At 59.8% G+C, this 22,301-nt stretch carries 25 protein-coding genes and 1 pseudogene; 14 read left to right on the plus strand and 12 right to left on the minus strand.

Annotated features, from left to right (window positions below; genetic code table 11):
- Positions 1 to 275 precede the first annotated feature (275 nt).
- Together E3T27_RS09830 and E3T27_RS09835 are read left to right on the plus strand one after the other, a co-directional pair.
- Positions 276 to 776, plus strand: coding sequence for a GNAT family N-acetyltransferase (locus tag E3T27_RS09830; protein ID WP_134572480.1), 501 nt, complete (start codon positions 276 to 278; stop codon positions 774 to 776).
- On the plus strand, positions 745 to 1,320 hold the full coding sequence (locus tag E3T27_RS09835) for a tetratricopeptide repeat protein (protein WP_241992206.1): 576 nt from the start codon (positions 745 to 747) through the stop codon (positions 1,318 to 1,320). Before E3T27_RS09830 ends, E3T27_RS09835 begins: the two co-directional genes overlap by 32 nt.
- Before the next feature lie 123 nt (positions 1,321 to 1,443).
- On the opposite strand, the gene E3T27_RS09840 is transcribed toward E3T27_RS09835, so the two are convergent.
- Positions 1,444 to 2,103, minus strand: a complete 660-nt coding sequence (locus tag E3T27_RS09840) for a response regulator (RefSeq protein ID WP_420898062.1) — start codon at positions 2,101 to 2,103, stop codon at positions 1,444 to 1,446.
- Between the two features lie 56 nt (positions 2,104 to 2,159).
- Entirely contained in the window at positions 2,160 to 4,073 is a 1,914-nt protein-coding gene (locus E3T27_RS09845) for a sensor histidine kinase (RefSeq protein ID WP_134572483.1), read from the minus strand.
- 124 nt (positions 4,074 to 4,197) lie between these two features.
- On the opposite strand from E3T27_RS09845, the gene E3T27_RS16555 reads away from it, so the two are divergent.
- Entirely contained in the window at positions 4,198 to 4,341 is a 144-nt protein-coding gene (locus E3T27_RS16555) for a hypothetical protein (RefSeq protein WP_166786169.1), read from the plus strand.
- A gap of 180 nt (positions 4,342 to 4,521) precedes the next feature.
- Here E3T27_RS16555 and E3T27_RS16980 read toward each other — a convergent pair whose 3' ends face one another.
- The 4 genes from E3T27_RS16980 to E3T27_RS09865 all read right to left on the minus strand — a co-directional run bounded on the left by E3T27_RS16980 (position 4,522) and on the right by E3T27_RS09865 (position 7,119).
- The gene (locus tag E3T27_RS16980; RefSeq protein ID WP_241992207.1) at positions 4,522 to 5,232 is read right to left on the minus strand and encodes a hypothetical protein; all 711 of its coding nucleotides are present in this window, start codon (positions 5,230 to 5,232) and stop codon (positions 4,522 to 4,524) included.
- Between the two features lie 387 nt (positions 5,233 to 5,619).
- Positions 5,620 to 5,826, minus strand: a complete 207-nt coding sequence (locus tag E3T27_RS09855; protein WP_104197129.1) for a hypothetical protein — start codon at positions 5,824 to 5,826, stop codon at positions 5,620 to 5,622.
- A gap of 343 nt (positions 5,827 to 6,169) precedes the next feature.
- On the minus strand, positions 6,170 to 6,784 hold the full coding sequence (locus E3T27_RS09860; protein ID WP_134572485.1) for an HAAS signaling domain-containing protein: 615 nt from the start codon (positions 6,782 to 6,784) through the stop codon (positions 6,170 to 6,172).
- Positions 6,781 to 7,119: a PadR family transcriptional regulator gene (locus tag E3T27_RS09865; protein ID WP_134572487.1), complete on the minus strand. Its 339-nt coding sequence runs from the start codon at positions 7,117 to 7,119 to the stop codon at positions 6,781 to 6,783. The genes E3T27_RS09860 and E3T27_RS09865 overlap by 4 nt, the downstream gene beginning before the upstream one ends.
- A gap of 345 nt (positions 7,120 to 7,464) precedes the next feature.
- Between E3T27_RS09865 and E3T27_RS09870 the strand changes: the two genes are divergently transcribed.
- From E3T27_RS09870 to E3T27_RS09880, 3 genes are all read left to right on the plus strand, one after another.
- Entirely contained in the window at positions 7,465 to 8,073 is a 609-nt protein-coding gene (locus E3T27_RS09870; protein WP_241992208.1) for a phosphotransferase, read from the plus strand.
- Positions 8,074 to 8,161: 88 nt separating this feature from the next.
- Complete coding sequence (locus E3T27_RS09875; RefSeq protein WP_134572489.1) at positions 8,162 to 8,767, plus strand: hypothetical protein; 606 nt, start codon at positions 8,162 to 8,164, stop codon at positions 8,765 to 8,767.
- A gap of 199 nt (positions 8,768 to 8,966) precedes the next feature.
- Positions 8,967 to 10,364: a S8 family peptidase gene (locus E3T27_RS09880; protein ID WP_198416517.1), complete on the plus strand. Its 1,398-nt coding sequence runs from the start codon at positions 8,967 to 8,969 to the stop codon at positions 10,362 to 10,364.
- A 93-nt stretch (positions 10,365 to 10,457) separates the two neighbouring features.
- Here E3T27_RS09880 and E3T27_RS09885 read toward each other — a convergent pair whose 3' ends face one another.
- Positions 10,458 to 10,790, minus strand: a complete 333-nt coding sequence (locus E3T27_RS09885; protein ID WP_206750161.1) for a GNAT family N-acetyltransferase — start codon at positions 10,788 to 10,790, stop codon at positions 10,458 to 10,460.
- Between the two features lie 245 nt (positions 10,791 to 11,035).
- Between E3T27_RS09885 and E3T27_RS09890 the strand changes: the two genes are divergently transcribed.
- The 3 genes from E3T27_RS09890 to E3T27_RS09900 all read left to right on the plus strand — a co-directional run bounded on the left by E3T27_RS09890 (position 11,036) and on the right by E3T27_RS09900 (position 13,599).
- Positions 11,036 to 11,761 carry a carbon-nitrogen hydrolase family protein gene (locus tag E3T27_RS09890; RefSeq protein WP_166786171.1) on the plus strand — a complete coding sequence of 242 codons (726 nt, stop codon included), beginning with the start codon at positions 11,036 to 11,038 and terminating at the stop codon, positions 11,759 to 11,761.
- 166 nt (positions 11,762 to 11,927) lie between these two features.
- Positions 11,928 to 12,452 (plus strand): GNAT family N-acetyltransferase, encoded by a 525-nt coding sequence (locus E3T27_RS09895; RefSeq protein WP_134572495.1) that lies wholly within the window; start codon positions 11,928 to 11,930, stop codon positions 12,450 to 12,452.
- A 172-nt stretch (positions 12,453 to 12,624) separates the two neighbouring features.
- Positions 12,625 to 13,599 (plus strand): NAD-dependent epimerase/dehydratase family protein, encoded by a 975-nt coding sequence (locus E3T27_RS09900; RefSeq protein WP_104197136.1) that lies wholly within the window; start codon positions 12,625 to 12,627, stop codon positions 13,597 to 13,599.
- 116 nt (positions 13,600 to 13,715) lie between these two features.
- Here E3T27_RS09900 and E3T27_RS09905 read toward each other — a convergent pair whose 3' ends face one another.
- Positions 13,716 to 14,117 carry a hypothetical protein gene (locus E3T27_RS09905; RefSeq protein WP_104197137.1) on the minus strand — a complete coding sequence of 134 codons (402 nt, stop codon included), beginning with the start codon at positions 14,115 to 14,117 and terminating at the stop codon, positions 13,716 to 13,718.
- Positions 14,114 to 14,728, minus strand: a complete 615-nt coding sequence (locus E3T27_RS09910) for a nucleotidyltransferase domain-containing protein (RefSeq protein WP_104197138.1) — start codon at positions 14,726 to 14,728, stop codon at positions 14,114 to 14,116. Before E3T27_RS09910 ends, E3T27_RS09905 begins: the two co-directional genes overlap by 4 nt.
- 941 nt (positions 14,729 to 15,669) lie before the next feature.
- On the opposite strand from E3T27_RS09910, the gene E3T27_RS17345 reads away from it, so the two are divergent.
- The 3 genes and pseudogenes from E3T27_RS17345 to E3T27_RS09925 all read left to right on the plus strand — a co-directional run bounded on the left by E3T27_RS17345 (position 15,670) and on the right by E3T27_RS09925 (position 17,715).
- Positions 15,670 to 16,020, plus strand: coding sequence for an alpha/beta hydrolase fold domain-containing protein (locus E3T27_RS17345; protein WP_198416518.1), 351 nt, complete (start codon positions 15,670 to 15,672; stop codon positions 16,018 to 16,020).
- A gap of 477 nt (positions 16,021 to 16,497) precedes the next feature.
- Positions 16,498 to 16,836 (plus strand): annotated as a pseudogene (locus E3T27_RS09920) (recombinase family protein); the annotation flags it as partial.
- A 252-nt stretch (positions 16,837 to 17,088) separates the two neighbouring features.
- A complete protein-coding gene (locus E3T27_RS09925; protein WP_134572499.1) occupies positions 17,089 to 17,715 on the plus strand; it encodes a chymotrypsin family serine protease in 627 nt (208 codons plus the stop codon).
- On the opposite strand, the gene E3T27_RS09930 is transcribed toward E3T27_RS09925, so the two are convergent.
- Both E3T27_RS09930 and E3T27_RS09935 read right to left on the minus strand, forming a co-directional pair.
- Positions 17,696 to 17,962: a hypothetical protein gene (locus E3T27_RS09930; RefSeq protein WP_134572501.1), complete on the minus strand. Its 267-nt coding sequence runs from the start codon at positions 17,960 to 17,962 to the stop codon at positions 17,696 to 17,698. The genes E3T27_RS09925 and E3T27_RS09930 overlap by 20 nt on opposite strands.
- Before the next feature lie 21 nt (positions 17,963 to 17,983).
- Positions 17,984 to 18,499 (minus strand): hypothetical protein, encoded by a 516-nt coding sequence (locus tag E3T27_RS09935; protein WP_134572503.1) that lies wholly within the window; start codon positions 18,497 to 18,499, stop codon positions 17,984 to 17,986.
- A gap of 322 nt (positions 18,500 to 18,821) precedes the next feature.
- Here E3T27_RS09935 and E3T27_RS16820 point away from each other — a divergent pair, with 322 nt between their 5' ends.
- Positions 18,822 to 19,373 carry a hypothetical protein gene (locus E3T27_RS16820; RefSeq protein ID WP_206750162.1) on the plus strand — a complete coding sequence of 184 codons (552 nt, stop codon included), beginning with the start codon at positions 18,822 to 18,824 and terminating at the stop codon, positions 19,371 to 19,373.
- A 51-nt stretch (positions 19,374 to 19,424) separates the two neighbouring features.
- Entirely contained in the window at positions 19,425 to 20,231 is an 807-nt protein-coding gene (locus E3T27_RS09940) for an alpha/beta fold hydrolase (protein WP_134572505.1), read from the plus strand.
- 1,027 nt (positions 20,232 to 21,258) lie between these two features.
- Here E3T27_RS09940 and E3T27_RS09945 read toward each other — a convergent pair.
- Entirely contained in the window at positions 21,259 to 22,275 is a 1,017-nt protein-coding gene (locus tag E3T27_RS09945; protein ID WP_166786172.1) for a hypothetical protein, read from the minus strand.
- Between the last annotated feature and the right edge of the window lie 26 nt (positions 22,276 to 22,301).

The following is a 22,301-nucleotide window of genomic DNA, read 5'->3' on the forward strand; positions in this document are numbered from 1 at the left end:
CCAACCGATCGGCTGGGTGGCAGACAGTACTTCACGTTCACTTTCACCTCGTCCCTCGCTCCGACGACGACGGCTTAGTTCCTTCGTGGACGAAACAGGATGGTGACGTCGATGAGCTCGCTGTTATCGCTGGCAAGCTGAAGTAACATTGCGGATCCCCTTGAGGCATAATTCCGATGCCCCGCTCAAGGTTCGGCTTACGGGGCCGGCCGATACTCCCAGCGACTAACCGCCGGATCGCTTTAGGGGTACGGAAGACCTCTTAAGCTCGAGCTATGGCTTTCCCTCATTCAGACCGGTTGAATTTTCGAAACATGACCGACGATGATCTCGAGGTCATGTCTGCCATGCTGGCTGACTCAGACGTGATGGAGTTTTACCCTCGACTAAAGAGCCGCAAGGAGACCCAGGCCTGGATCGACTGGAACAAGAGCAACTACGCCGAACACGGCTACGGTCTTTGGGTCATCGAGACGAAGACAGGTGAGTTTGCCGGTGACTGCGGCCTGACTTGGCAGGGCGTCAACGGCCGACCCGAACTTGAGGTTGGCTACCACGTCCGGACAGAGATGCAGGGACGGGGGTATGCAACCGAGGCTGCACAGGCTTGCCGGGACTTCGCGCGAGATGTCTTGGAGGCCGCTCACCTAGAAGCGATCATCCACCCCGACAATATTGCTTCGAGACGAGTAGCAGAAAAAATCGGACTTGAATTCGAAGAGGATGATCATGGCGGAGCAATAGATGTCCGATCGGTATACGGCTCACATCTTTGACGTCCGCAAACCGTTCACCATTCGGGCAGTGCTCAAACAGCTCTGTAATCTGCCAAAATGGGCCATGTCCAACTGGGAAGAACGCATCACAGGATTCTGGCTTGAGGCCAGTGACGCCGACGCAGAAGCCACCCTCGGTTCACTGCATCTCTTGATCGCAGAGCGGGACGGCGATGATCCGGCGGCCATCTACGAGTGGGCATCGGTGCATGACTTTCTTGGACGGGAGGCGGAAGCGATCCCACTCTACCGACGTGCGCTGGACCTAGGTCTTGACCCTGTCCGTCGATCTCAAGCTCTCATTCAGTTGGCCAGCTCACTTCGCAATGTCGGTGAGACCACCGAAGCGATAAGGATTCTGGAAGGCATTCGACCCGACGCTACAGTCGGCGCCTCAGGCGAGGCATTCTTGGCGTTGTCGCTCTTCGACGCAGGGCGCCCCGGTGACGCTTTACGAGTCGCCCTCAAGGCGTTGGGGAAGACCCTGCCCGTCTATCGCGGCGTCGTTGACCAATATGCCGACGCTATTGTCGATCCCAAGTAACCGCCAGCACGCGCGATGAACGGACGATTCGCCCGTCCCGTCGGGGTTCCGGCTTGCGGGCAGCGTTCCCAGGCTCGTCGTAGGCTTAGGCGATGGATTCTCCGTGCCTCGAGTAGGCGCGACTCAGCGCAGCAGCCCGTTCTCGTAGGCGTGCGCGACGATCTGCACGCGTGACGTGAGTGACAGTTTTGCCAGAATGTTGCGTATGTGGCTCTTGACCGTCGCCTCGCTGATATAGGCGGTTTGGGCGATGTCCGCGTTGCTGAGGCCGCGCGCTGCGATCAGGAAGACCTCTTTCTCGCGTGCGGAGAGCGCTGAGATTGATTCGGCGGTTGGCTCCCTGTATTTCTGGGACGTCTGCGCCCGGATGATGTCGGCTGTGTCGCTGGGCGCGATCACGGAGTGCCCGGCGTAGACCGTGCGGATCGAAGCGAGTACGAACTCGGGTGTGGTGTCCTTCATAATGAAACCGTCTGCGCCGGCATGGATTGCGCGAACGACCGCTTCATCGCGTTGGAACGTCGTGAGCATGATTACCTTGGGCTGCGCGTCGAGAATGGTGGCGCAGTCATCGGAGCTGCATTCTCTGGTGTCCGTGTCGGGTGCGTTGGGTTTGTCGGTGGCGTCCAGGATGCGCGCCGTCGCCTCAATGCCGTCGAGCAGCGGCATCCGGATGTCCATCAACATGACGTCGGGGCGCGCCGCGCGAGCGAGGGCGATAGCGGCTTCTCCGTCGTAGGCGGCACCGACGAACTTTAGGTCGGGCTGTGACTCGATGAGCATCTGGATCCCAGAACAGAACAGTTGCTGGTCATCGGCAATCGCAACTCGGATGGCTCTCACCGCGAGCCTGCTTCTGCTGCCAGGAGTGCGGCTTCCGTTGCCTCGGTTGTCTCTTCGACAACGCACGCCGTTGGAACGAATGCAGTGACCAGGAAGCCCCCCAGTGCTTCATCGTCCACGTCCGCGGTCAGCCAGCCACCGGCCAGCCGTGCGCGTTCGCGCATCCCATAGATCCCGCGGCAGTGCCCGTGCCCGCGCGCGTTCGAGTCTGGGTATTGCCGGGGCTCCCCGGTAGAGGCGACCGTCAAGGCAAGTCCTGGTCCGCGCCAGTCGAGCGTGAGCCGAGCAGCGGAATGGGCTCCTGCGTGTTTGAGCGCGTTCGTCAGGCTCTCCTGAAGGATGCGGTACACCGCCAGTTGCTGTCCAGACGTGAGCGGGGTGGGGTCTCCGAAGCGGTTGACGGTGATGGTGAGGCCGGCGCCGCGCATCCGTTGTACAAGATCGTCCAGGTTCTCGAGGGTGGGATTCGAGTGGCCGTCCGGATCTTCGACAAGTGACTCGATCAGCATTCGCACCTCGGCCAGCGACGTGCGGGCGGAAGCAGCGATTCGTTCCAGGGATTCGCTGATCGCATCCGGCCGTTGCGGGCCGATGAAACGTGCGCCGTCGGCTTGCGCGATGATTACTGCCAGTGAATGCGCCATGATGTCGTGCACGTCCTGGGCGATGCGGTCGCGCTCGCTTGCGACGATCAAGTCGATCTCGGCCGAGCGGAGTTCGTCGACGGTTGCGCCGAGCTTGGCGTCGGCGGCTCGTTTCAACTGCGATGCACGAAGGCCAAAACCGATGAACCAGGCGGCTGCCGTGAGGAGGAGACCGACCACGAGGACACCGACGAAGCTTTTGAAGACGTTGTCGCCTGAATTTCCAGCGCCGACCCATGACGTCCAGCCGTAGCCGTCTGACAGCGTGGGAACGGTCATCAGCGTCGTAATCACGACGACATACACGGACGCAATCGGCAGAGACAGCCAGCGGATGCGCCGATCTGCGGTCGCACTCACGATCAGGCAGGTGATGAGAACGGCGAAGTACACGGGCCAGGTCGTCGAACTGAACCGGGTGGGAATTGCGAAGAGTTGAATCGCAAGCACGACGCCGGGCAGCGCGACCGCAACCCGGGGATACGTTCGGGCGACGGCGATCGACGCAGCGAGAAGGCTGAGGGTGAAGGGAAAAGATGGCCATGAAGAACTGCCGGAACGACCGGCTTCGGCGATGATCCAGAGCACATAGAAGGCGACGGCGATGGCTGGCTCTAGCACGGGGCGCAGCGGAAGCAGCACCCGTTGGGCGATGCTGATTATCGGCGAGGTAGCGTCGTCCCAGCCTGACCGCAGCGCGGGGCTCACCAAGCGGAGCCGAAACCCGAGGTACCAGAACCCGAACGTGATCAGCGCGGCCACGCCGCCACAAACGAATAGATCCGGGATCAGTGCAACCGTTGACAGATGCTTTCCGTTGATCAAACCATCGATGCTGGTTGCGCTGAAGCGGGGAAGGACCAGCAGAGCCGAGACCACGACCGCGTAGAGAACCAAGACGAACGGCGCAACCATACGCATCCACCCGGCTGCATAGAACCCGACGAGTGCGGCGAAGACGAGCAACATAAGATACGCCGACCAACTGAGCGCGCTGAACCGAGCAGGCCAAAAGAGCAGCTGCGCCGTCAGAAGCACACCAACCAGGACGAGCGAGGTGCCGATTGCAACGCGGGAGAGCGCGATGGCGGCCGCGAAGCCGACCACGAGCGCGAACGCGTATGGAGTGGTAGACGAGATCATTTCTCCGCGCACCGGGACGAAGCTCACCAAGCGTGTGCTGAACCCGACAGCCCAGATCAACACGAGAACGATGCCAATTAGAGGCTCGACGAGCCAACGACGATTACCAGAAGCAGGATGCATACTTCAACGCTAGAACCCGCTGTGTGGCGTGAACGGCCAATTGCTGCGAATTCCTCCCAAAGGATGAGTGGTTCTAACCCATAGGCTGACGACAGAGCCTGGTCCGGGCTGTTTAGCTAAGAGCATGAACAGTGAAAACACCTCGCCAGCTTGTGGCGTCATCGATCCCGCGGCCATCGCGCTCATCGGTACCTACGCCATCGATCTGACGGAAACAACACACTCGAATATCGCGGTACACGACATGGTGCCAACCACCGTTTCCTGAACTGAGCAGACCTTTGCACTTACTCCCGCGCAGACAGCAATGTCGCACGCGATACGCCTGAAGGTACCGCTCAGGGTCCGGCTTGCGGGCATCAGACCGCGTGGATGATCAGGCCGACGCAGAGTTCGTACCGAAGACAGCTACACCTCATGGGTGCGTTGCTTCCTTCCCTCCGCCGTGTCAGTGCAGCGGCGATGTCGAACCGCTGACGGAGATGGTGTTGCCCCCGCGCTCGCCCCTGAATCGGTACTCGCCCCAGTGGATCGATTGCGACTGCTCGTGCTCGACCGCGGCCCAATCCCATCCGGTAATAGCAGGCGAGTCGGCGCCGCATTGGGGCGGGTAGGACTCCATGATCGTCGTGCAGAACACCGGTCCGTCTCCGTCATCGAGCACCATGCCGGCGAACGATTCCTCGGCGGGGCCGCTCAACGCGATCAGCAGCGCGAGGATCGCGAGCGCGAGGGCGACCGGTGTCATCGCATACCGCTCCGGTTTGGACCGGGAGATCGCATTCATCATCACGCCGAGGGTGAGGTATCCAAAGACCACCCAGATCCCCACTTGCGAGAACTCGTTCGGAAACACGTCAGCGACACCCGCCCGGTCGAGGGCGAGCAGGGCGATGAACCCGTAGATCAGGATGGAGACGCCGGAGGCGATCCGATACCCGAGCGGCAGCACGCCGGGATGCTGCCCGCCCCACGCGAATCGTCCCCACGGCGCACCGAAGGCGAGGGAAAGCTGGAAGAGAACCAGCAGTCCAATCAGAGTGACGAAGGCGATGGCGGCGATCACGGATGCAAGCATACGGGGCGCGCAGGTCAACCCACCCTTGCCGGCAGGGAGCACCTCTGCCGCGCTGTGCTTGGGTGCGCTGCCAATATGCACGCAACTGATCAACCGAAGGGACCCCAGCAGAGCCGAGATCGATCAGCTAACTAATGCGTGGCGAGAAGAGGGCGCCCACTCTATGGCGGTGCGATTGAGCACTACGCTGACGCGATCATCGTCCCACAGTTGTCACCAGCGTTCGTCCCGGTGAGCGTTCCGCTCGCGGTACGGGCGCAAGTCGGCTAGTCGCGTGGTCCAGTCCCCGTGAACTGAAAGGGATGTTGGGAGCACATCAACCGGAATGGCGACTACACCTGGAACAAACCCCGCGACCCCGTCGACGGAAAACATCAATGACTTCGCCGACCCTCGGCGTGTTACGTATTCTGTTTTGTAAGCCGGCCCCGTGTACGGGACGGAACGTGGCCACCGCGGTGGTCTTCTTTAGATGGCCTGCTTTTTTAGGTCTTCGTCATTTGTGTCCTCGAGTAGCAGATCCAACTGCAGATTCTTGGCCAGGGTATAAGCGCGGAGTGCTTGGGTTGCAACGAGTATCAATCGCCCAAGCAAAGCCAAAAGCACGAAGCAGAGGATATACGCTGCGACTATTCCGGCCATTGCGGCGACGCCGTAGAAGTTGTATGAATACATAATTCAACGCTAGCTGGTAACTGCTTCCGAAATTTCGAGCCTGATGAGTACTATTTTTTTGCCCGGATTCGATATCGACGCTCTCTCAACAAAGGGGCGCTCTCGGCTCGGCTCGGCGAGAATCTCTCGCCCGTCACCTACACGACGGCCGGGAATCTCCCATCGCAAAGGACTGCGCTCAAGGGTGGCTTGGCGAGATGACCCGACCTGGACTGATCGCCCTACGAGTTCCCAATGAGGAAAGAGGGAAGACGTGCGACTTAGAAACCCTACGTACCGTAGAAAGTTCCCCTCGCGGGAATGGAGCCGGGCGTCCTGCAGGATGACGTTCGACGCCCGCACACTACTGGCGGCGACCGATGAGTGGGATCACTGCCAATGCGAGCATCGGGATGTAAATGAAGACCATCGTCTGCGTCGGGATGAGGAGGAGCGTTACGGGGTACGCGAAGGCGCTCAATGTGAAACTTAAGATCAGTGCGGTGAGCAGAAATATCGTCAGTAAGACAGTGCAGATAGCTGATACCCGGTGCCGGTTTGGCCCCCTCGTGAGGAGCGGGATGAGCGTGAGTGCCAGCGGAGGAAAGAAGGACGGCAGGATCTTCACAGTCAGGTGCGGAGGTGACAGAAAGATCTCCATAAGGACCACGAGCAGGGCGAGGGCGAAGGCCCATATCTGCAGTCTTCGATTGCGGTGTGAGACCAGTGGAGGTCCGGCAAGATCCGACTCCTCGACCAGGTCTTGCATTGCCTGGGCTGCCACGATGGACGGCGTGCCGAGCTGGTGAAGGATCGTGCCTAGGTCCGAGTCCGCACGTTCGAGAGCGTCGTGGATGTGAGTTTGGATGCCGTCGAGGACGTCGGCACGATATTGCTTGGGCACACTCGTCAGTTCTGCGGCGAGCTGCGCCAGGTAGCGGGTCTCTTGTGTCGAAGGTGGGTTGGTGTTCAAGTTCATGGCTTTGTCTCCAAAATGGTGTCAACCGTGTGTCGAAACGGACCCCACACCGCCGAAAAGGCCCGCAAATTTTCGCGGCCGAGATCGGTGAGCGTGTAATACCGTCGAGGGCGACCGACGTCGGATTCGCTCCACTCCGTCGTGACCAAGCCCGATCGGCGCAGTCTGGATAAGAGCGGGTAGACGGTTCCTTCGCCGGCGAGGAGTCCTTGCTCACTGAGGCGCCGGGCGATGTCCAGGCCATACCATTCGCCGTCGCGCAGCAGCGCGAGCAGGCAGAATTCTAAGACACCCTTACGGAGGTTCGTGAGGACTTTATCTTCGGCTATACCCATGCATAGCAATATACCGGGCAATGCAAGGCATCAGCAAGCGGCGCCCGTACACTGCGAAATTTTTCGCCCGCCACCTCGGCGCTGAGTGGCGAGACTGACCGCACCGACGTGGCCAGTGGTGGCTGTGCCGGTTTGTGCAGTCGTGCCACGCCTAAATCGACCGGCGAGCATCAGCGTCCCGTAGTGGGTTCCGCTTAAAGCCTTTAGGTTGGAAGGATGGATGAAGAGGTGTAAGCCGGGGGAAACTCGAGCACGATCGTGCGGGTAGGCGACACGGTTCACCGCCCAGCAGGACTATGGACTCTCGCGGTGCATCAACTCCTGATTACACTCCGCGCGGCGGGAGTGACGGAAGTACCCGAGCCCTTCGGCCTAGACGAGCAGGGCCGCGAAGTGCTCTCCTACCTCCCTGGAATCGTCGGCAACTACCCAACCCCAAGCTGGATCTGGTCGCCGACGATCCTGCACGAGGCTGGATCTTTGCTCCGACGGGTACATGACGCCGACGCACGACTCGCACACCGGGCCGCCACGTGGCAGCTGCCGGCGCACGAGCCAATCGAGGTGGTGTGCCTGAACGACGTCGCTCCCTACAACATGGTCTTCCAAGACGGGCACATCACGGGACTTATCGACGTCGACATAGCTTCTCCGGGGCCTCGGATTTGGGATCTCGCTTACCTCGCATATCGGCTCGTACCGCTCGGCGAGTACACAGACCATGACGTTCCAGGAGAGGATGCTCGCCCCGGTCCGCTCGATGCACTCATTCGTTCCTACGGATATGACTTCGACCAGGCCGCCGTCCTCCGTACGGCAGCGGATCGAATGGAGGATCTGGCCATTTTCACGGATCAACGTGCTGCCGACACAGGTCGCAATGACTTCATCGAACACGCCGCACTCTACCAACGCGATCGCGCCCGACTTCTCGAAATGAGCGCGAGCCTGTAGCTACGGGTTTTGAAGACCCTTTAGCCGTTTCTCCGCGGACCAGTTCGCGGGATGCCTCCGCGTCTACGATGCCGTCTAATCTTGGGCCATGGTTGATCAATCCGTTGTGACTCTGATCACGGGCGCCGAACACCGGCTGCTACTTCCTTCCGTGCGCCGACGCGGCTCAGAGGTAGATTCCTCACCCCAGGCTGCCGCTGTGTTCGGCGAAACAGCTCTGTCCGCTGGCGGTAGAAACGGGCAGCGCCTCCTACCCGGGCGGGAAGTGATGAGCCGGCTGGAAGGGGGAGACCAACGGAACCTCCGCGAGATGAACGCCGGCGAGCTACTGGAGGCGATTGACGCCCAGGGCGAGACGCTCAGCATCGGGTTGCCGTTCGAGGACCGCGTCCGGTTGGCGGTGGATGACGTCTACTCGTCGTTCACGGACTCCATGGTCGCGGGTCTGATCCGGCGGGCGGGGCTGCGTTACCCGAACGCTGACCTGCGCCGCATCGACTTGCTCGACGAGTGCGACCCTGAACCGGCAGCTCCTGGCCCTGCTCGGCACCTGCCCTTCGTGGGCCGGCAGCAGAACGTCGTCTTCCAAGGGTTCACCGGGTCGGGGAAGTCGCATCTGGGTGGCGCGCTGCCCAGGGCGGATAGGACGGCGAGGCTGGGCTCGGGCATCGCGTGGAGGCGCGGCAGGAAGTAGAGGGCGGTGCCACTGACCCCCAAGGCTGAACATTGGGCCATATCACAGCAGCCCGCGAAGCGCAGTCCCCTCATGAGCCGACGTGTGATCATCTGCGGCAAGTCATACCTTTCAATTGCACCTGTGTTGAACGCTCAATATGGGCAAAGTCATTGGTGACTACTTGGCAATCCACTACCCGCAAGGAAAAGGATTTTTCATGCTCAAAAGATTTTCGGAACAGATGCGTCTCAAGCTCTTCACCGCAGCGGCTGCCTCGTCGGCGATCTTGATCGGCATGACCGGACTGGCCCTTAGCACGCCCGCTTCGGCCGCTCCCGCCCCACAAGCCAACGGTACCGCTGCTGCCGCAGTCCCCGGCGAGCTCGTCGTCGGCTACGTGGCCGGCGCCTCCGCCGACCAGCGCGAGCGTGCCCGCGGGCAAGCCTCGGCCCACTTCGCCGAACGGATCGTCGCCGCGGCCGCCGACCGCACCGAGGTCGAGCTCGTCCGTCTGCCGCAGGGCAAGAACCTGAACCAGGCGATCGCGCAGCTGAAGAGTGACCCCGCCGTCGCCTACGCCGAGCCGAACTACGTCCTGACCCACCAGGCCACCGCCACCGACCCCATCTTCACCAGCACCAATACCTCCCAGGACCTCTGGGGCATGTACGGCGACGCCTCGACCCCCGCCAACGCCTACGGCAGCCAGGCCGCCGAGGCCTGGACCGCCGGCCACACGGGGTCGAAGAGCGTCTACGTCGGGATCATCGACGAGGGCATCCAGTACACCCACCCCGAGCTCTCCGGGCAGGTCTGGACCAACCCCTACGAGACCGCAGCGGACGGCGTGGACAACGACGGCAACGGCTACGTCGACGACGTCAACGGCTGGGACTTCGCCAACAGCGACAACACCATCTATGACGGTGGCTCCAGAGGCTCGCTCGACAACCACGGCACGCACGTGTCCGGGACCATCGGCGCCAAGGCCAACAACGGGCAAGGCGTAGCCGGCATGAACTGGGACGTGACCTTGATCAGCGGCAAGTTCCTCGGCCGCCAGGGCGGATCCCTGGCCGACGCGGTCAAGTCGGTCGACTACTTCACCGACCTCAAGACCCGCCACGGCCTGAACATCGTGGCGACCAACAACAGCTGGGGCGGCGGCGCCTTCTCCCAGACCCTGCTCGACGCCATCACGCGCGCCAACGCCGCGAACATCCTGTTCGTCGCGGCCGCCGGCAACAGCGGCACGAACAACGACACGACGGCGTCCTACCCGTCCAACTACGACGTCGCCAACGTTATCGCAGTCGCCGCCATCGACCGCAATGGGGCGCTGGCGTCCTTCAGCCAGTACGGCGCCAAGACCGTCGACCTCGGCGCCCCCGGAGTCGGTGTCTGGTCGACGACCGCCTTCAACACCTACTCGTCCTACAACGGCACCTCAATGGCCACGCCACACGTCACGGGCGCGGCCGCCCTTTACGCCTCCACGCACCCCGGTGCGACAGCGGCGCAGATCAAGAGCGCGATCCTGAGCTCGGTCGTCCCGACGGCCTCCCTCAGCGGCAAGACGGTCACCGGCGGACGGCTCAACGTCAGCGGCTTCTGACCTAGAAGACGGTCAGCGGGTATGGTCGGGGCGAGAGCCCGGACCACACCCGCTTCTCGTTGCCGAGCGCCGTCTCCAAGACTCACTGACAGTTCACGACGCCACGCTCAATCCTTGGCGCCAGAAATCCGGTAACAACCGATACCCCAGTTCTGCTTGTCCTCGCTCATCATCGTCCTCCAGCGTGAGGAGCCACCAACCGACGAAGTCTGCACCAACAAAACCCGCCCAGAAACCGAGACCGTTTCGCGCTTCGTCGATACGAAATTGATGGTGTTCCTCAACTTCCAATCGCTCCCGCGGCTCGCCAGTACCGAGGTAACGCATGACGTCGGGATGTGCGTCCAGGGTGACCTCGAATTCGAGGGGTTCCTCTCCCAGGAGAACAAGAGTCAACCGTTTGGTCTGAAGAGTGCGTTGGATCATCTCCTGACTATTGCAGCCAGGCATTTCCATAGCCAATCTGATCGCGGACGGCCAACGTGACCGCCCGCGATGGCCGCCAACTGCTCGTTCATTTTCGACAGCAGCGTCCCTTTGAGGGTTCGGCGGATTCAACTGGTCGTCGCAACGATGGGTTTTTCTGGCTCTGACAATAGTCGTTGCATGGCTTGAGTGGGGAGAAAGTCATGTAATGCTCAACGGTGAGCAAAATTTCAGCAGTGCCGCCCATGAATTCGCTCATCGTTGCCGCAGCGCAAATGAATTCCGCTGTTGGAATGATCGGGGAGAACATCTCGAAGACTCTGCGGGTAATCCATTCAGCGAGCGAGCGCAATGTTCGGCTGATCGTTTTTCCTGAGTTGTCGTTGACCGGTTACGACCTGCCTCAACTGGCTCACTCCGATCGATGGTTTTCTCCAGAGGATGACCGCCTGGATGCGCTGCAGGATATTTGTGCCCAACTGAACGTCACGGCGGTCGTCGGAGCACCGGTACTGATGGCAGGGAGACGCTATCTGGCATCCTTGGCAATCGGGCCAGACCGCGCCATCGGTGTTGCCCCCAAAACGCACTTGCACGGCGACGAAATTAACTACTTCGAATCTGGCACCGGGCCGACAATGATGAGCATCGACGCATGGCGTGTGGCGTTGGCTGTGTGTGTTGATACCGCATGGCCGTCGCACGCCATTACCGCGGCCGAGAACGGGGCCGACCTGTATGCGGCATCCGTTCTTTACACCGACGGTGAACAACGAAAACTGGATGTTCGGATGGCCGCTCGCGCTGTCGACCACAGAATGTATTCACTCGCGGCAAACACTGGAGGTCACCCTCTTGGTCAACGCTCTGCTGGCGGCTCCGCAGTGTGGGCACCCGATGGGACCTGCATTAGTCGGGCAACCACAACAGACGATGAACTAGTCATCGTGAATCTCGCACCGCGTCTATAGCGCGCGGTTCCAGGGCAAGGATGAGCTGAATCCGTCCCACTTGCGGTTCCTCTGTGACACAGCGTCGGCGAAATCGGCCGACGGGTGCTGTGGCCCTAAATCTGTGTCGTTCAACGTCCCCCTTGCGGACGCGGATGATTTGCCTCGCATGTGGGAGCATTCTCGAATGCCTGCTATTACTCGACTCATATCCGTCAACGATGTGGAGCGCCTTGTCGAGCTTCAGCTATCCAGCCGGCTTTTCTTAGCTCCATGGGATCCAGTCCGCGCGGACCCCTACTTCACGGTTGCAGGTCAGCAGGCGGAAGTTGATAACGCGCTCGCTCGGCACAGCCGAGGCGAGGCTATGCCACACGTGATTCTCGACGAAGCTTCACAGGTTGTAGGTCGGATCACGTTCAGTGGGATCACATACGGAGCTTTTCAGTCCTGCAACCTGGGCTACTGGGTCGCTCAAGAAAGCAATGGACGTGGCTATGCCACCGACGCAGTTCGAGCAATGACCGCGGTGGCATTCAAAGAATTGGGTCTGCACAGGATTCAGGCCGAGACGCTGATCCCCAACGCGCGCTCCCAACGAATCCTCGAACGTGTGGGCTTCGTGCGCTACGGTATTGCACCCGAATACCTGAAGATTGCGGGCCGGTGGCAAGACCATTTCATGTATCAGCTGCTCACTGATTCCCATTGAACGGGCAACTTCACCTAGGCCGTTCCAAACCCAGTACCTCAAGACGTTCCCCATACGGGAGGCTGCAACATCGCAACGTGTTTGCCACCTCGGCGACGATATTGGTTTAGAGCTGCTGTGCTCAGAGCGAATCCGGCATCATTGTGTTTGGGTTGTGCGATTGACTGTGGTCATGACTCGCACGCTTATTCTCGGGGGAACTGCCTGGCTTGGTCGAGAGATAGCCGAGCAATTGGCGTGCCAAGGTCAGGACGTGACGTGCTTGGCTCGCGGTGAATCTGGATCCGCTCCCCGCGGGGTGACGTTCGTCCGCTCCGACAGGCGATCGCCTCACGCCTACGATCTTGTCGCGCGTGAATCTTGGGACGAGATCATTGAGCTCAGCTATGACGCGCACCTTGTTACTGGAGCGCTCGAAGCGTTGGCCGGCAGCACGGCGCATTGGACCCTGGTCTCCTCCGTTTCCGTGTATGCGACCAATACTGAACCAGGTGCTGATGAGGACGCCATTCTTGTCGAGCCAGTCGACCTCGATGATTACGCGCAGGCGAAAGTCGCCGCCGAACGCGCCTCAATAGCGGCGGTTGGCGATCGTCTTCTGATTGCGCGACCGGGCCTGATCGTGGGGCCAGGTGATATGAGTGACCGTTTCGGCTATTGGGTATCTAGGTTTGCCGCTGCACCGGAAGAACCCATTCTCGTGCCGAATGCTAAAGATCGGTACGTACAGTTCATCGATGTCCGGGATCTTGCTGAGTGGCTCATTAGTGCGGGACAGCACGGCCTGGCCGGAATCTACAACGTCATTGGAAGCGAACGTGATCTGTCCATGGTTCTGCTGGCCGCCGCCGGGGTTGCAGGCCATACGGGCGAACTCATCATGGCCGAAGACGACTGGCTGACCGCGCACGGTATCAATTGCTGGGCTGGCCCGCGGTCCTTGCCGCTGTGGCTTCCCTGCAGCGACGCCGCCTTCGCTCGGCGCAGCCGCAGCCGGTTTGTCCAGGCAGGCGGAACCGAGCGTTCCCTGCTGAACACTCTCCAGGATGTGCTGAAGGATGAACGGGCTCGCGGACTCGATCGGGAACGCCGATCCGGCCTCACCCAGCAGGAGCAGCGCGTCCTCCTCACCGAGATCGGCGCGTAACAACCCCACCGAAACCTAGTCAATCCATCTCTATGACATCACGGGTCCGATTCCCATAACGGGTTCGGCTTCTGGCACTGACGTGAGGTGGGTCCGGACCTGCGGTCGAGCTGTGGTCAGGATGCGAGGACAGAGTCCATGTGATCAACCAGCCGAGTTGCGTACTTGAGGAGTTCGCTGGCCCTGGCTTCGGTGATGTGGCTCGCCCCGTACGATGTGAGGGTTTTTGCTTCGAGCAGTCTTCCCAGGTCTCGTGCTGCTGTCTTCTTCTCGGGGAGCGCCTGACTCAGGAGGCCAATGGCCTGCCTGTGGTCTTGCCCGCTTGAGCGGTACCCCAGTTTCGAGCCGCAGATAGCGTCGGCCGCTGCAATACCGGCGTTCACGGCATTGAGACCGGTCGTATTGTTCGACGCCATCGGCCCTCCCGGCTCGAATCGGGCCTGGGCGGTGAGGAGGGAGTCGCGGGCGTGTTCGGCGCGGATACGCACTTCTTGCGCCGTCATCTGTGTGATTCTCATGGCGCTCTCCTCATGCCCAAGCGGGTGTTCCCGAAGACGATGATCCCGTCACTGACCCAGCTGTCGACGATCGGATCGTTCTCGGTACTTTGTGTGGTCAATGCTGATTCAGTCAGATCGTAGATCTGAGCATCATTGCCGGTCCACAGCTGCACGCTGTCCCTGAGCCCGGTGACGAATTCGTCACGGTCGTCGAGGGGGACGGCATCAGGAAAGACGATGAGAAGGTCTATGTCGCTCTTACTGGTTGACTCTCCGCGTGCCACGGATCCGTAGAGGGCTACCGTGACACCGTCGGGCGCGTTCCTGTCGGCGAACGCCGCAATTCGCCTGGTCAGTTCCTGGCGTGCGTCCATCGCGATCTCCACGGCCGGCCAGAGGACGTGCAATCGGTTGGCCGAATACATAGTCGCGTGTGGCGCTGGAACCATGGTCACGAGCCCGATGTCCACTAGCCGAAGGAGAGACAACCGGATGTTGGCTGGTGTTCCCCTTCCGGCGAGACGGGCGATCTGTCGGCCGGAGAGTTGCGCGCCAGCCCTGGCGATGACGCGCAAGGTCACAGCGTCTAAACCATGCATGAACGAGGCGAGCGGTGCGGATAAGTTCATCTCAGCCTCCGGCTTCCTGTGTTGCCCTACAGTACGTGTGTGTTTCTAAACAATACACACGTAGCGCACGGCAATCCAATGAGTGGGTGATCGTCTCGCCGGTGGCTACTGTTCCTCCCGCCTATGCCAGTGGAAGGCGCAACGTGTCGAAGCGTCCCGCATAGGGTTCCCCTTGCGGGCGCCCCGCGCCATGGCGGCAGACGGGGAAAGAAGCGCTCGGCAGTGTGGTTAGGTCTCGCGCTAGTGTGCAGGAATGGGGAATCGTATTTCATTGTGGGTGTGTATGCGGCGGTGATGGTGTTGACGATTGCCGTGTGGGATCCAGAAGCCGCCGTCCCCGGGCTCAGGTATCAGCAGATCGTTGCGGGACTTGGTGACGCGGGAGCGGACGTCGTTGGCTCCGTGATTGGCTTGATTGTGTGGGGTTCTGTTGGCCTCGTGCTGGCCCTGGTCCTGAGCGTCCTCGGACTTACTGGACGGGTCGGACGCGCTCCCGTAATCATGGGCCATCTCTTGGTGATTGTTGGTGGGGCACCTGCATACTTCGTGGGGTCGTTTTCGCTTGGGATGGATGTCGCGGATACGTTCGCCGTGTCGGGTGGCGTCCACGTACCCACAGGCGCAGTCCTTTACGCCGTGAGCGGGGTCGCTTTACTCGTCCTTGCCGTTGTTGGTATACGCAGGGCAGCGAATCGTGAGCCGGTGCTGACGTGAGTCGAGTCTGCACGAAGCTGGCAGCATCCCGTAGCTGCACCAGTGTTCTGTCGTCCCGTTTGCACTGGCGGCAAGGCGACGAAGCATGGTTTCGGCGCATGTCGGGCTCGACGCGGTGAGAACGTGAGCCGCGCGATCAAAGCATGAAGCCTGTCCACTGGATCGACAGCGTGATCCAGGGTTTCCACGGCCCTATACCCGTCCGACGCTATTCGTCGCCTATCGGCATGACTCCAGTCAGATCCGCGCCGATCGTGTGGATTCACGGAGGTGGATTCTTCAAAGGCAACCTTGACCAGCCAAAGTCTCATGACGTCGCTCGATCGCTGGCCGCAGCGGGATTCCAAGTCGTTACCGTTGACTATCGGCTCGCGACCATCTCAATGCTCCGACGGTCTTCGAGTGGTTTCAGAAGAAGCCCGGCGGTCCACTTTCCGGTGCCGGTCGACGATGTCGTTGCAGCGGTGCGGGCGGGTGTCCGGCGTGGCAGGGGCGGCGCGCCGCCGTCGATAAGTAGAACCACCGCCACGAGCTCGCAAGCTACCAAACGGATCGACACGGATCATTTGGAGGGTTGAATAACCAAACAAAGCCTCGCAGGCCGCGTTCCAACTACATCCGTAACTTCCTCAGCCTTTTGGCTACGCGGTATTCGAACAGATAGGCGGATTGTTCTAGAGGCGGTTTGCACAACGTGCGCACGTCGAGCTGAACCCTTTGTCGAGTTTTCCGTATCGTACTTTCGCAATTTCATTGTCGCTGTCGTGAGGCTGGATAGTCAGAAGCAATCGTGCCGCTACTAGTCGGGGTGTGCAAACGAGTAAGGCGACGGAGACAAGTTGACCGAAGCCAAAAGATTTCGCCTCCGCCACAGCGGAGCACTAGGGCTACGCGCGCGTCTCCACCGTAGACCAAAATCCTGACCACCAAATTGATGCCCTCACCCGCGCCGGCGTCGACCCGGCAGATATCTACCTGGATCGCGCCAGCGGGCCAATGCATCCCGCCCCGAACTCGACAAAGCCCTCGCTTCGGCCAACAGGCGTGGTGACCAACTCGTCATCACCCGCCTCGACCGCCTTGGCCGATCCGCGTTGCACCTGGTCACCCTCGGCGCTGCCCTCCAAGAACGCGGCGTCGGTCTGCGCGTGCTTGAGCAAAGCATCGACACCACCACAGCAGAAGGCAGAGCCATGTTCGGGATGCCCTCCGTCCTGGCAGAAGTGCAACGAGAACTCATCATCGCCAACACCCGCGACGGGCTTAACGCCGCGCGGGCCCGAGGGCGAAAAGGTGGCCGAAAGCCCAAACTCACACCCAAGCACGCCCTCCACGCCCTCCGCGCCCTCCGCGCCCAAGAACTTTACAACGCCGGCAACTACACCGTCCAATAGATCGCGTACCTACTCAAGACGCAACGATCAACCATCTACGGACACCTCAACAAAGAAAGCATCGGCAGAAAACCGCAGCCCGCGTAACGACTTCAAGCATAAGCGGACGTTTCTATCCATTACTACTCAAACCCCGATCATGTCGGCAGAAGCGGACCCCGTGGCAGGACAGCGTTGGAATCAATCAAACAGTAAGGAGTCCTTAGCCTAGTCTTGAGTGACAGAACTGATGCGTTTGGGAGGGATCTATTCATGTCATCGCGTAAAGCTATATTTCTTCTCGTACTTTCAGCTGGCCTACTGACCTCGAGTTGTTCGTCAGGGGATAATGCCAAACAACTCCAGTCATTGCTAATAGAAAATCCTGATGTCGGCTCTTGCACAGTCTCTGCAGAAATCATCTACAACAACGAGCGTGCACTCATAACTGCACTGCACTGCATAGGTACAGAGGATTCTGTCGAAGCGCCTTCGCTCTCCGCTCCGTTGCCAGTGATTAAGCGGTTCGAAACTTACGACCTCGCTTTGTTGCGGGCCCCCGAGTCAATTCGACTCCCCCAATACGCAACATCTGACTTTCCAGAAGCAGGCAAAGAAGCTTGTAAAGCCGGAACCCAAGTTGCAGAAGATTGCGGGTTAGTTATTGGCCCTGGACAAGTCGATGGCACGGTGGTCATGATGATCGACATGTGCTCCGTTCCAGGCGATTCAGGATCGGCAATCACCTGGAACGGGAGCCTCATTGGCGTTGAAGGCGGGGACGTATCGTATGCCCCTGGATTCGACGACGATCTACCTTGCAATTTTCTCGAGCAGTCTCTTAAGAACCCGTTATACAGCTTGGGTCTGCCTGCGGACCTTATTCCTTCTGGCCCCTAGCGGATTTTCGTTCCGCGCGTTTGAAAAGGATGATCCCCACGATTGCGATGGCGATCGCAGCCGGCACCCAACCAAATAGCAGGTATTCCGGGATTAAATCAAAGAATGATTCGTTGGAATATAGCGATTTTATCCAGTTTCCGATGAGAATTCCCACAAACCATGCGAGTTCCGTCCACGCAAACAATTTGAGGATCTCGTTGGGATCGTTTAGGCGTTCGAGTGGCGTCAGGCGTTTCTTAGTCATGGTCATATCCGATTATTTCCGCTAGCCGCAGGACCGGCTAAAGTTTAGCACTGCAGCAAAACCAGCCAGACCAACGGCGCAAGCAACGCCAGCGGGAGCGAATGCCAAACCGATGGGGAGACAAACGAGAAGCTCTCCTGACACCCCAACGATGAAACCGGCGAGCCAGCTCTCGAAGCAGGAGGCATGCTGGTTCAACGAAGTTTGACCGGCAGTCGCGTCAAGCGGAACTACTTGCAAGACGTTGTCGAGAACACTGAATTTGGCTGGCAATGTTTCGGTGCCGCCCCCACGCGTCAGCGAAGGAGCCTCTAGCGATAGGAGTATTTGGCCTTCGGCGTTGGACAGCGTCGCTGACTGCCCGCTGCCGTCAACGACAAACTGGTCGCCTTCTGCCAAATCGAATGCGAGTCCAGTGGCAACGTAACCGGATGCGCTCTGAATGCTTCTGTCACGGTTATCCTCCGCAATTAGCGCAACCTCGTCAGATAACATTGCTGCTTGTGCGCTTTCGGCGGCGACGGCGCTGTTATCCATTTCAGTTGCCGAAGATGCTTGTGCGCCCGCGCTCAGGAGCGCGAATACGGCAATAGCAGATAGCAGTCTATATTTGATTTTAATTTTGGTATCCCCATAAAGTTGGGTCGCGTCCCGCCGGTTGACTGGAGACCAACACTCTTTAGTGTGGTCTATCTTGCGTCAAGATGAAACCGTGCTCCCGGTATCTTTCGTGAAAACGTCGCCTCACAGTTCGACGACGAGTTGTTAATGCTCAAGTTATAGACGGCTCGGACCGCCCGGCGAGTACAGGAATAGCCGACAATAGGGACAACGTTCACCATGAAAATGAAGGCTGCGAATGACTACGCAGGGACCTGAACAAAGAGAGAGGACCATCATCTCGGCGTTCCAATCCCCACGCTCTCCCGCTGGGTTCCAGCCCGCCAACAATGACGTTGATTTGCTGGATTCTCACAGTGATGGCGCGGATGCGCCGGCACGCATGCGAGTTCCAACAAACTTCATGCCGGTTGCCGTGTATCGCTGCAATGTGCTTCCCACTTTGGGTGAGACGACTGGGCCGACGGCGGATCGTCTCGACGGCGATCTCGATGCGCTCTTGAAGGTTTTGGCGACGCCTGATTCTGGTGTTTCGAATGGCGTCAGCGAGGGCGGTGAGGAGCTCTGCACGTTGACGAGGGAGTATTCGCCCGAGCTATGGCTGGTCGATGCCGATGGCCGAGCCATGCGTCCGCAGTGGCCGAGTAACGCGTGTGGGAAGACCCTCCTGGGCGGCGTCGACATTTTGAACGCTCTCGTCCCACGAAGGTTCCCGCTGCGGTGCGCCTGGACTTGGTTTTTGCCGGCAAGGGCTGGCGTGGTTTCGCCGCTGTGGCGCACGCGGAGGTGATCGCTCCTGTCCACGCGGATGGCTGATTTCTGCGGGAGGTACCGTGAATACATGATCGCGACAGGGGACTTCCCCGGCCGTTTCGGAGTGGATGTTGGCTCTGGCGTCCGAATCAATTGTTTCGACTCTGGAGGTAACGGACTGCCCGTCGTTATCCTGCATGGGTTGGCTGGCAGCTCGCGGGAGTTCGCCGCAACTGCGGAAGCCCTTCCCGAATTCCGGACCATCTTGATCGATCAGCGTGGACATGGCCAGAGCACCACGATCCCCGACGACCTGTCACGGGAAGCGTTCGTGAGCGACGTCGTGCAGGTGATCGAAGCGACGGCCGATACGCCCGTCACCGTGATCGGCCAGTCAATGGGTGGCCACACTGCCATGCTCCTCGCCGCAGCGCGACCGGATCTGGTCGCAAAGCTTGTCCTGCTCGAAGGTGGGGCTGGCGGCGGCAGCAGTGCCGAGAATGAACGGATTGGTGACTTCTTCCGGTCCTGGCCTGTTCCTTTTGCGAACACGTCAGCCGCTCGAGATTTCCTGGGCGACGGGCCTCTGGCTCGGGCGTGGGCGGCCGATCTGAAGGACGAAGCGGATGGACTCTGGCCGCGGTTCAACGCAGAAGTTATGGTCGCGACCCTGAACGGTCTCCTCCGACCCCGCTGGGATGAATGGGAGATCGTAACTGCACCGACTCTTGTCGTCTACGCGGAAGCGGGGATGTTCACCGCTCAAGAAGAGGCTGAGTTCATCGACCGCGGCCGAGACGTGAAACGAGTTGATCTCGCCGGGGCGTCCCACGACGGACACCTCGATTCATTCGACTCTTGGATTATCGCGCTTCGTTCATTCCTGCTGTCCTGACATCGTCTCGATCAAGGTTCGTCTAACGGGCATCTCAGCTCAGGCGTCGACTCGGTTGCCTTCACGCGATTCGGTGCCCGGTCGAGGTCCCCCTTACAGGAATGTGTCCTGCAGTTATTCAACGTCGACGGGCTTGAGGTCGTCGAGGTCGTTGCCGGCCTCGAGTGATGGAAAGCCTCGCGACATCTGACGTTGCTGCCGCCGCAGCTGGTCCACCGCGGACCGACTGCCGGAAGCGAGACTTATAGTCTTGACGCAGCGGCAGGCACCGGTCTCACCTCCCAACTTGGTTGTGGCTGAGCAACCGAGCGAGTTGGGGACCGTTCTAAAGAAGAGCCTCGTAAAAAATATATATATATATATGAAAGTGTTCGTGGCATCAGGAGCTGAGCACGGGGCGAAATGGAAGTCTTATGCGCCACGATCAGCTTGCGAGTTGGGGTCCCCTTGGTAGGAATGTGACATGAAGGATGCTCCCTAAGACGAAAAAGGCAGTGGCAACGAGCCACGATGTTGGCTCAGGGGAACCTGAATAGGCAAATCCCCAAACCTCGAACCCGGTAACTTGAATCGGGTTGAGGGTCATGGGGGCAGCTATGGCAAGGACAGCGGACAGGCCCGCTAGCCGCCTATCGATAAATTGAGCGGCGACTAATCCGAGCCCGAGCATTCCAAGGAAAGCTCGAACGGGTGCGGCCCACCCAATAGTTCCAGAATCGCCCATCACCGCGCAGGCCAGGACGAGCACGCCAAGCGGTGGGGTTGTGACGATTAGGAGGGACAACAGGCGCATTGGAAATAGCGGACGTGCGGCCATCCGTTCGAGGGGGTGGAACGCTGAGTCGGTGCTGTAAAGAATCGCTGCAACAGCCGCGAACTGAGCTGGTACGCCAAGAGGTACGGCTTCGAAGAAGCCGGGATAAGTGATCTTGAACGCCCTCGCACCCCAAAGCGGTAATGACGCTTCGAGGGCGGTGGCGAATAGGACGCAAGCCAGAAGAGCGCGGCTCCTGAGGAACAGCCGCATCTAGAACTCGAAGTCTGCGTAGTCCCACGAACAGGTTCGGATGTTCTGTGGGTGCTCTTTGACCCATGCGCGTGCTTCGTCGGGAGACAGCGAGAACAAAGCCGACAGCCCTTCGCCTAGGCGCGGGTCGCTGTCAATGGAGACATTCGAGCCAAAAGCGCGCCTATCCATGAACCACGACTGGACGATCAGATGGCCCTGCAGCCAGAAGTCTCCGGACTGATCATTAGGAGTGCATGCGGAAACATCGTTAAACCCTGCCTCGATGGAGCTTGAAACGATGTCGGCCGCTCTCGGGTTCAGGTCGAGACGGAAGAACGTTTTGCTGGGTGCTTCGGGGTCGTAGGTGGGATCGAGGTCCTGTTGAAGTGAGGTGAAGGCGAGGTCGCTTGTCGAGGTGAGGTCCGAAATTCGCGCCCAGGTGCTGGTGAGCTGATCGAGGACAGGCGTGTACGTGCTCAAAACAGTGACCGATACCCCGTTCTTCTTTTCCGTTGTCCATTCCAGCTCAGCGTCGGCCTGCGCCCTCCACTCCTGGCCGTTGCTCGAAGCAACGAGAGCGCCACCGGTGACGAGCGGAACTATGGCGAGGATCCCAATCAACCCGATCGTCACCGCGCTTCGTGTCCTGTCGCGACTCATTGCGACCGCGATTAGCAGTAGGACGCTGGCCAGTGCGACAAGGCATTGGCCAGCAAACGCAGATGAATCAGGGAGCTGACCATTGGCCGCAATGTAGCCATGCAGGGGGTTGAGCGCCAACAACCAACGCGTTCCATTTCCAAAGAGCTCAATTGCATATAGGGCTAGTGGAATGAGCACAGCGAAAGGAATGGACCACCACTGCCGCGTGATCTCAGCGACTACGAAACCGACCGTGATGAACAAAACGTTCGCTGCAACGGCCAGAGTGAGACTAAATATCTCAGCCGACCCGTCTAGATGACCTATGATTCCCGCTCGTATAAGGAGCGACAGGAAGATCACGATCGTGAGGGCAATCACCCACAGCACCATGGCGATGAACTGTGGTGCGCGTATGG

The sequence above is a fragment of the Cryobacterium lyxosi genome, from assembly GCF_004403345.1.
GTDB classification, from domain to species: domain Bacteria; phylum Actinomycetota; class Actinomycetes; order Actinomycetales; family Microbacteriaceae; genus Cryobacterium; species Cryobacterium lyxosi.

What these genes read in the sequence shown, in the direction of transcription:
- E3T27_RS16555 (WP_166786169.1), top strand. Translation starts at nt 4,198, where the DNA reads ATGAACAGTGAAAACACCTCGCCAGCTTGTGGCGTCATCGATCCCGCG.
- E3T27_RS09895 (WP_134572495.1), top strand. Translation starts at nt 11,928, where the DNA reads ATGCCTGCTATTACTCGACTCATATCCGTCAACGATGTGGAGCGCCTT.
- E3T27_RS09910 (WP_104197138.1), bottom strand. Translation starts at nt 14,728, where the DNA reads ATGAACTTATCCGCACCGCTCGCCTCGTTCATGCATGGTTTAGACGCT.
- E3T27_RS09890 (WP_166786171.1), top strand. Translation starts at nt 11,036, where the DNA reads ATGAATTCGCTCATCGTTGCCGCAGCGCAAATGAATTCCGCTGTTGGA.
- E3T27_RS09935 (WP_134572503.1), bottom strand. Translation starts at nt 18,499, where the DNA reads ATGGATAACAGCGCCGTCGCCGCCGAAAGCGCACAAGCAGCAATGTTA.
- E3T27_RS09930 (WP_134572501.1), bottom strand. Translation starts at nt 17,962, where the DNA reads ATGACTAAGAAACGCCTGACGCCACTCGAACGCCTAAACGATCCCAAC.
- E3T27_RS09905 (WP_104197137.1), bottom strand. Translation starts at nt 14,117, where the DNA reads ATGAGAATCACACAGATGACGGCGCAAGAAGTGCGTATCCGCGCCGAA.
- E3T27_RS09835 (WP_241992206.1), top strand. Translation starts at nt 745, where the DNA reads ATGTCCGATCGGTATACGGCTCACATCTTTGACGTCCGCAAACCGTTC.
- E3T27_RS09855 (WP_104197129.1), bottom strand. Translation starts at nt 5,826, where the DNA reads ATGTATTCATACAACTTCTACGGCGTCGCCGCAATGGCCGGAATAGTC.
- E3T27_RS09865 (WP_134572487.1), bottom strand. Translation starts at nt 7,119, where the DNA reads ATGGGTATAGCCGAAGATAAAGTCCTCACGAACCTCCGTAAGGGTGTC.
- E3T27_RS09845 (WP_134572483.1), bottom strand. Translation starts at nt 4,073, where the DNA reads ATGCATCCTGCTTCTGGTAATCGTCGTTGGCTCGTCGAGCCTCTAATT.
- E3T27_RS09875 (WP_134572489.1), top strand. Translation starts at nt 8,162, where the DNA reads ATGGTTGATCAATCCGTTGTGACTCTGATCACGGGCGCCGAACACCGG.
- E3T27_RS09885 (WP_206750161.1), bottom strand. Translation starts at nt 10,790, where the DNA reads ATGATCCAACGCACTCTTCAGACCAAACGGTTGACTCTTGTTCTCCTG.
- E3T27_RS16820 (WP_206750162.1), top strand. Translation starts at nt 18,822, where the DNA reads ATGACTACGCAGGGACCTGAACAAAGAGAGAGGACCATCATCTCGGCG.
- E3T27_RS09945 (WP_166786172.1), bottom strand. Translation starts at nt 22,275, where the DNA reads ATGGTGCTGTGGGTGATTGCCCTCACGATCGTGATCTTCCTGTCGCTC.
- E3T27_RS09940 (WP_134572505.1), top strand. Translation starts at nt 19,425, where the DNA reads ATGATCGCGACAGGGGACTTCCCCGGCCGTTTCGGAGTGGATGTTGGC.
- E3T27_RS09860 (WP_134572485.1), bottom strand. Translation starts at nt 6,784, where the DNA reads ATGAACTTGAACACCAACCCACCTTCGACACAAGAGACCCGCTACCTG.
- E3T27_RS09880 (WP_198416517.1), top strand. Translation starts at nt 8,967, where the DNA reads ATGCTCAAAAGATTTTCGGAACAGATGCGTCTCAAGCTCTTCACCGCA.
- E3T27_RS17345 (WP_198416518.1), top strand. Translation starts at nt 15,670, where the DNA reads ATGACTCCAGTCAGATCCGCGCCGATCGTGTGGATTCACGGAGGTGGA.
- E3T27_RS09840 (WP_420898062.1), bottom strand. Translation starts at nt 2,103, where the DNA reads ATGCTCATCGAGTCACAGCCCGACCTAAAGTTCGTCGGTGCCGCCTAC.
- E3T27_RS09900 (WP_104197136.1), top strand. Translation starts at nt 12,625, where the DNA reads ATGACTCGCACGCTTATTCTCGGGGGAACTGCCTGGCTTGGTCGAGAG.
- E3T27_RS09830 (WP_134572480.1), top strand. Translation starts at nt 276, where the DNA reads ATGGCTTTCCCTCATTCAGACCGGTTGAATTTTCGAAACATGACCGAC.
- E3T27_RS09925 (WP_134572499.1), top strand. Translation starts at nt 17,089, where the DNA reads ATGTCATCGCGTAAAGCTATATTTCTTCTCGTACTTTCAGCTGGCCTA.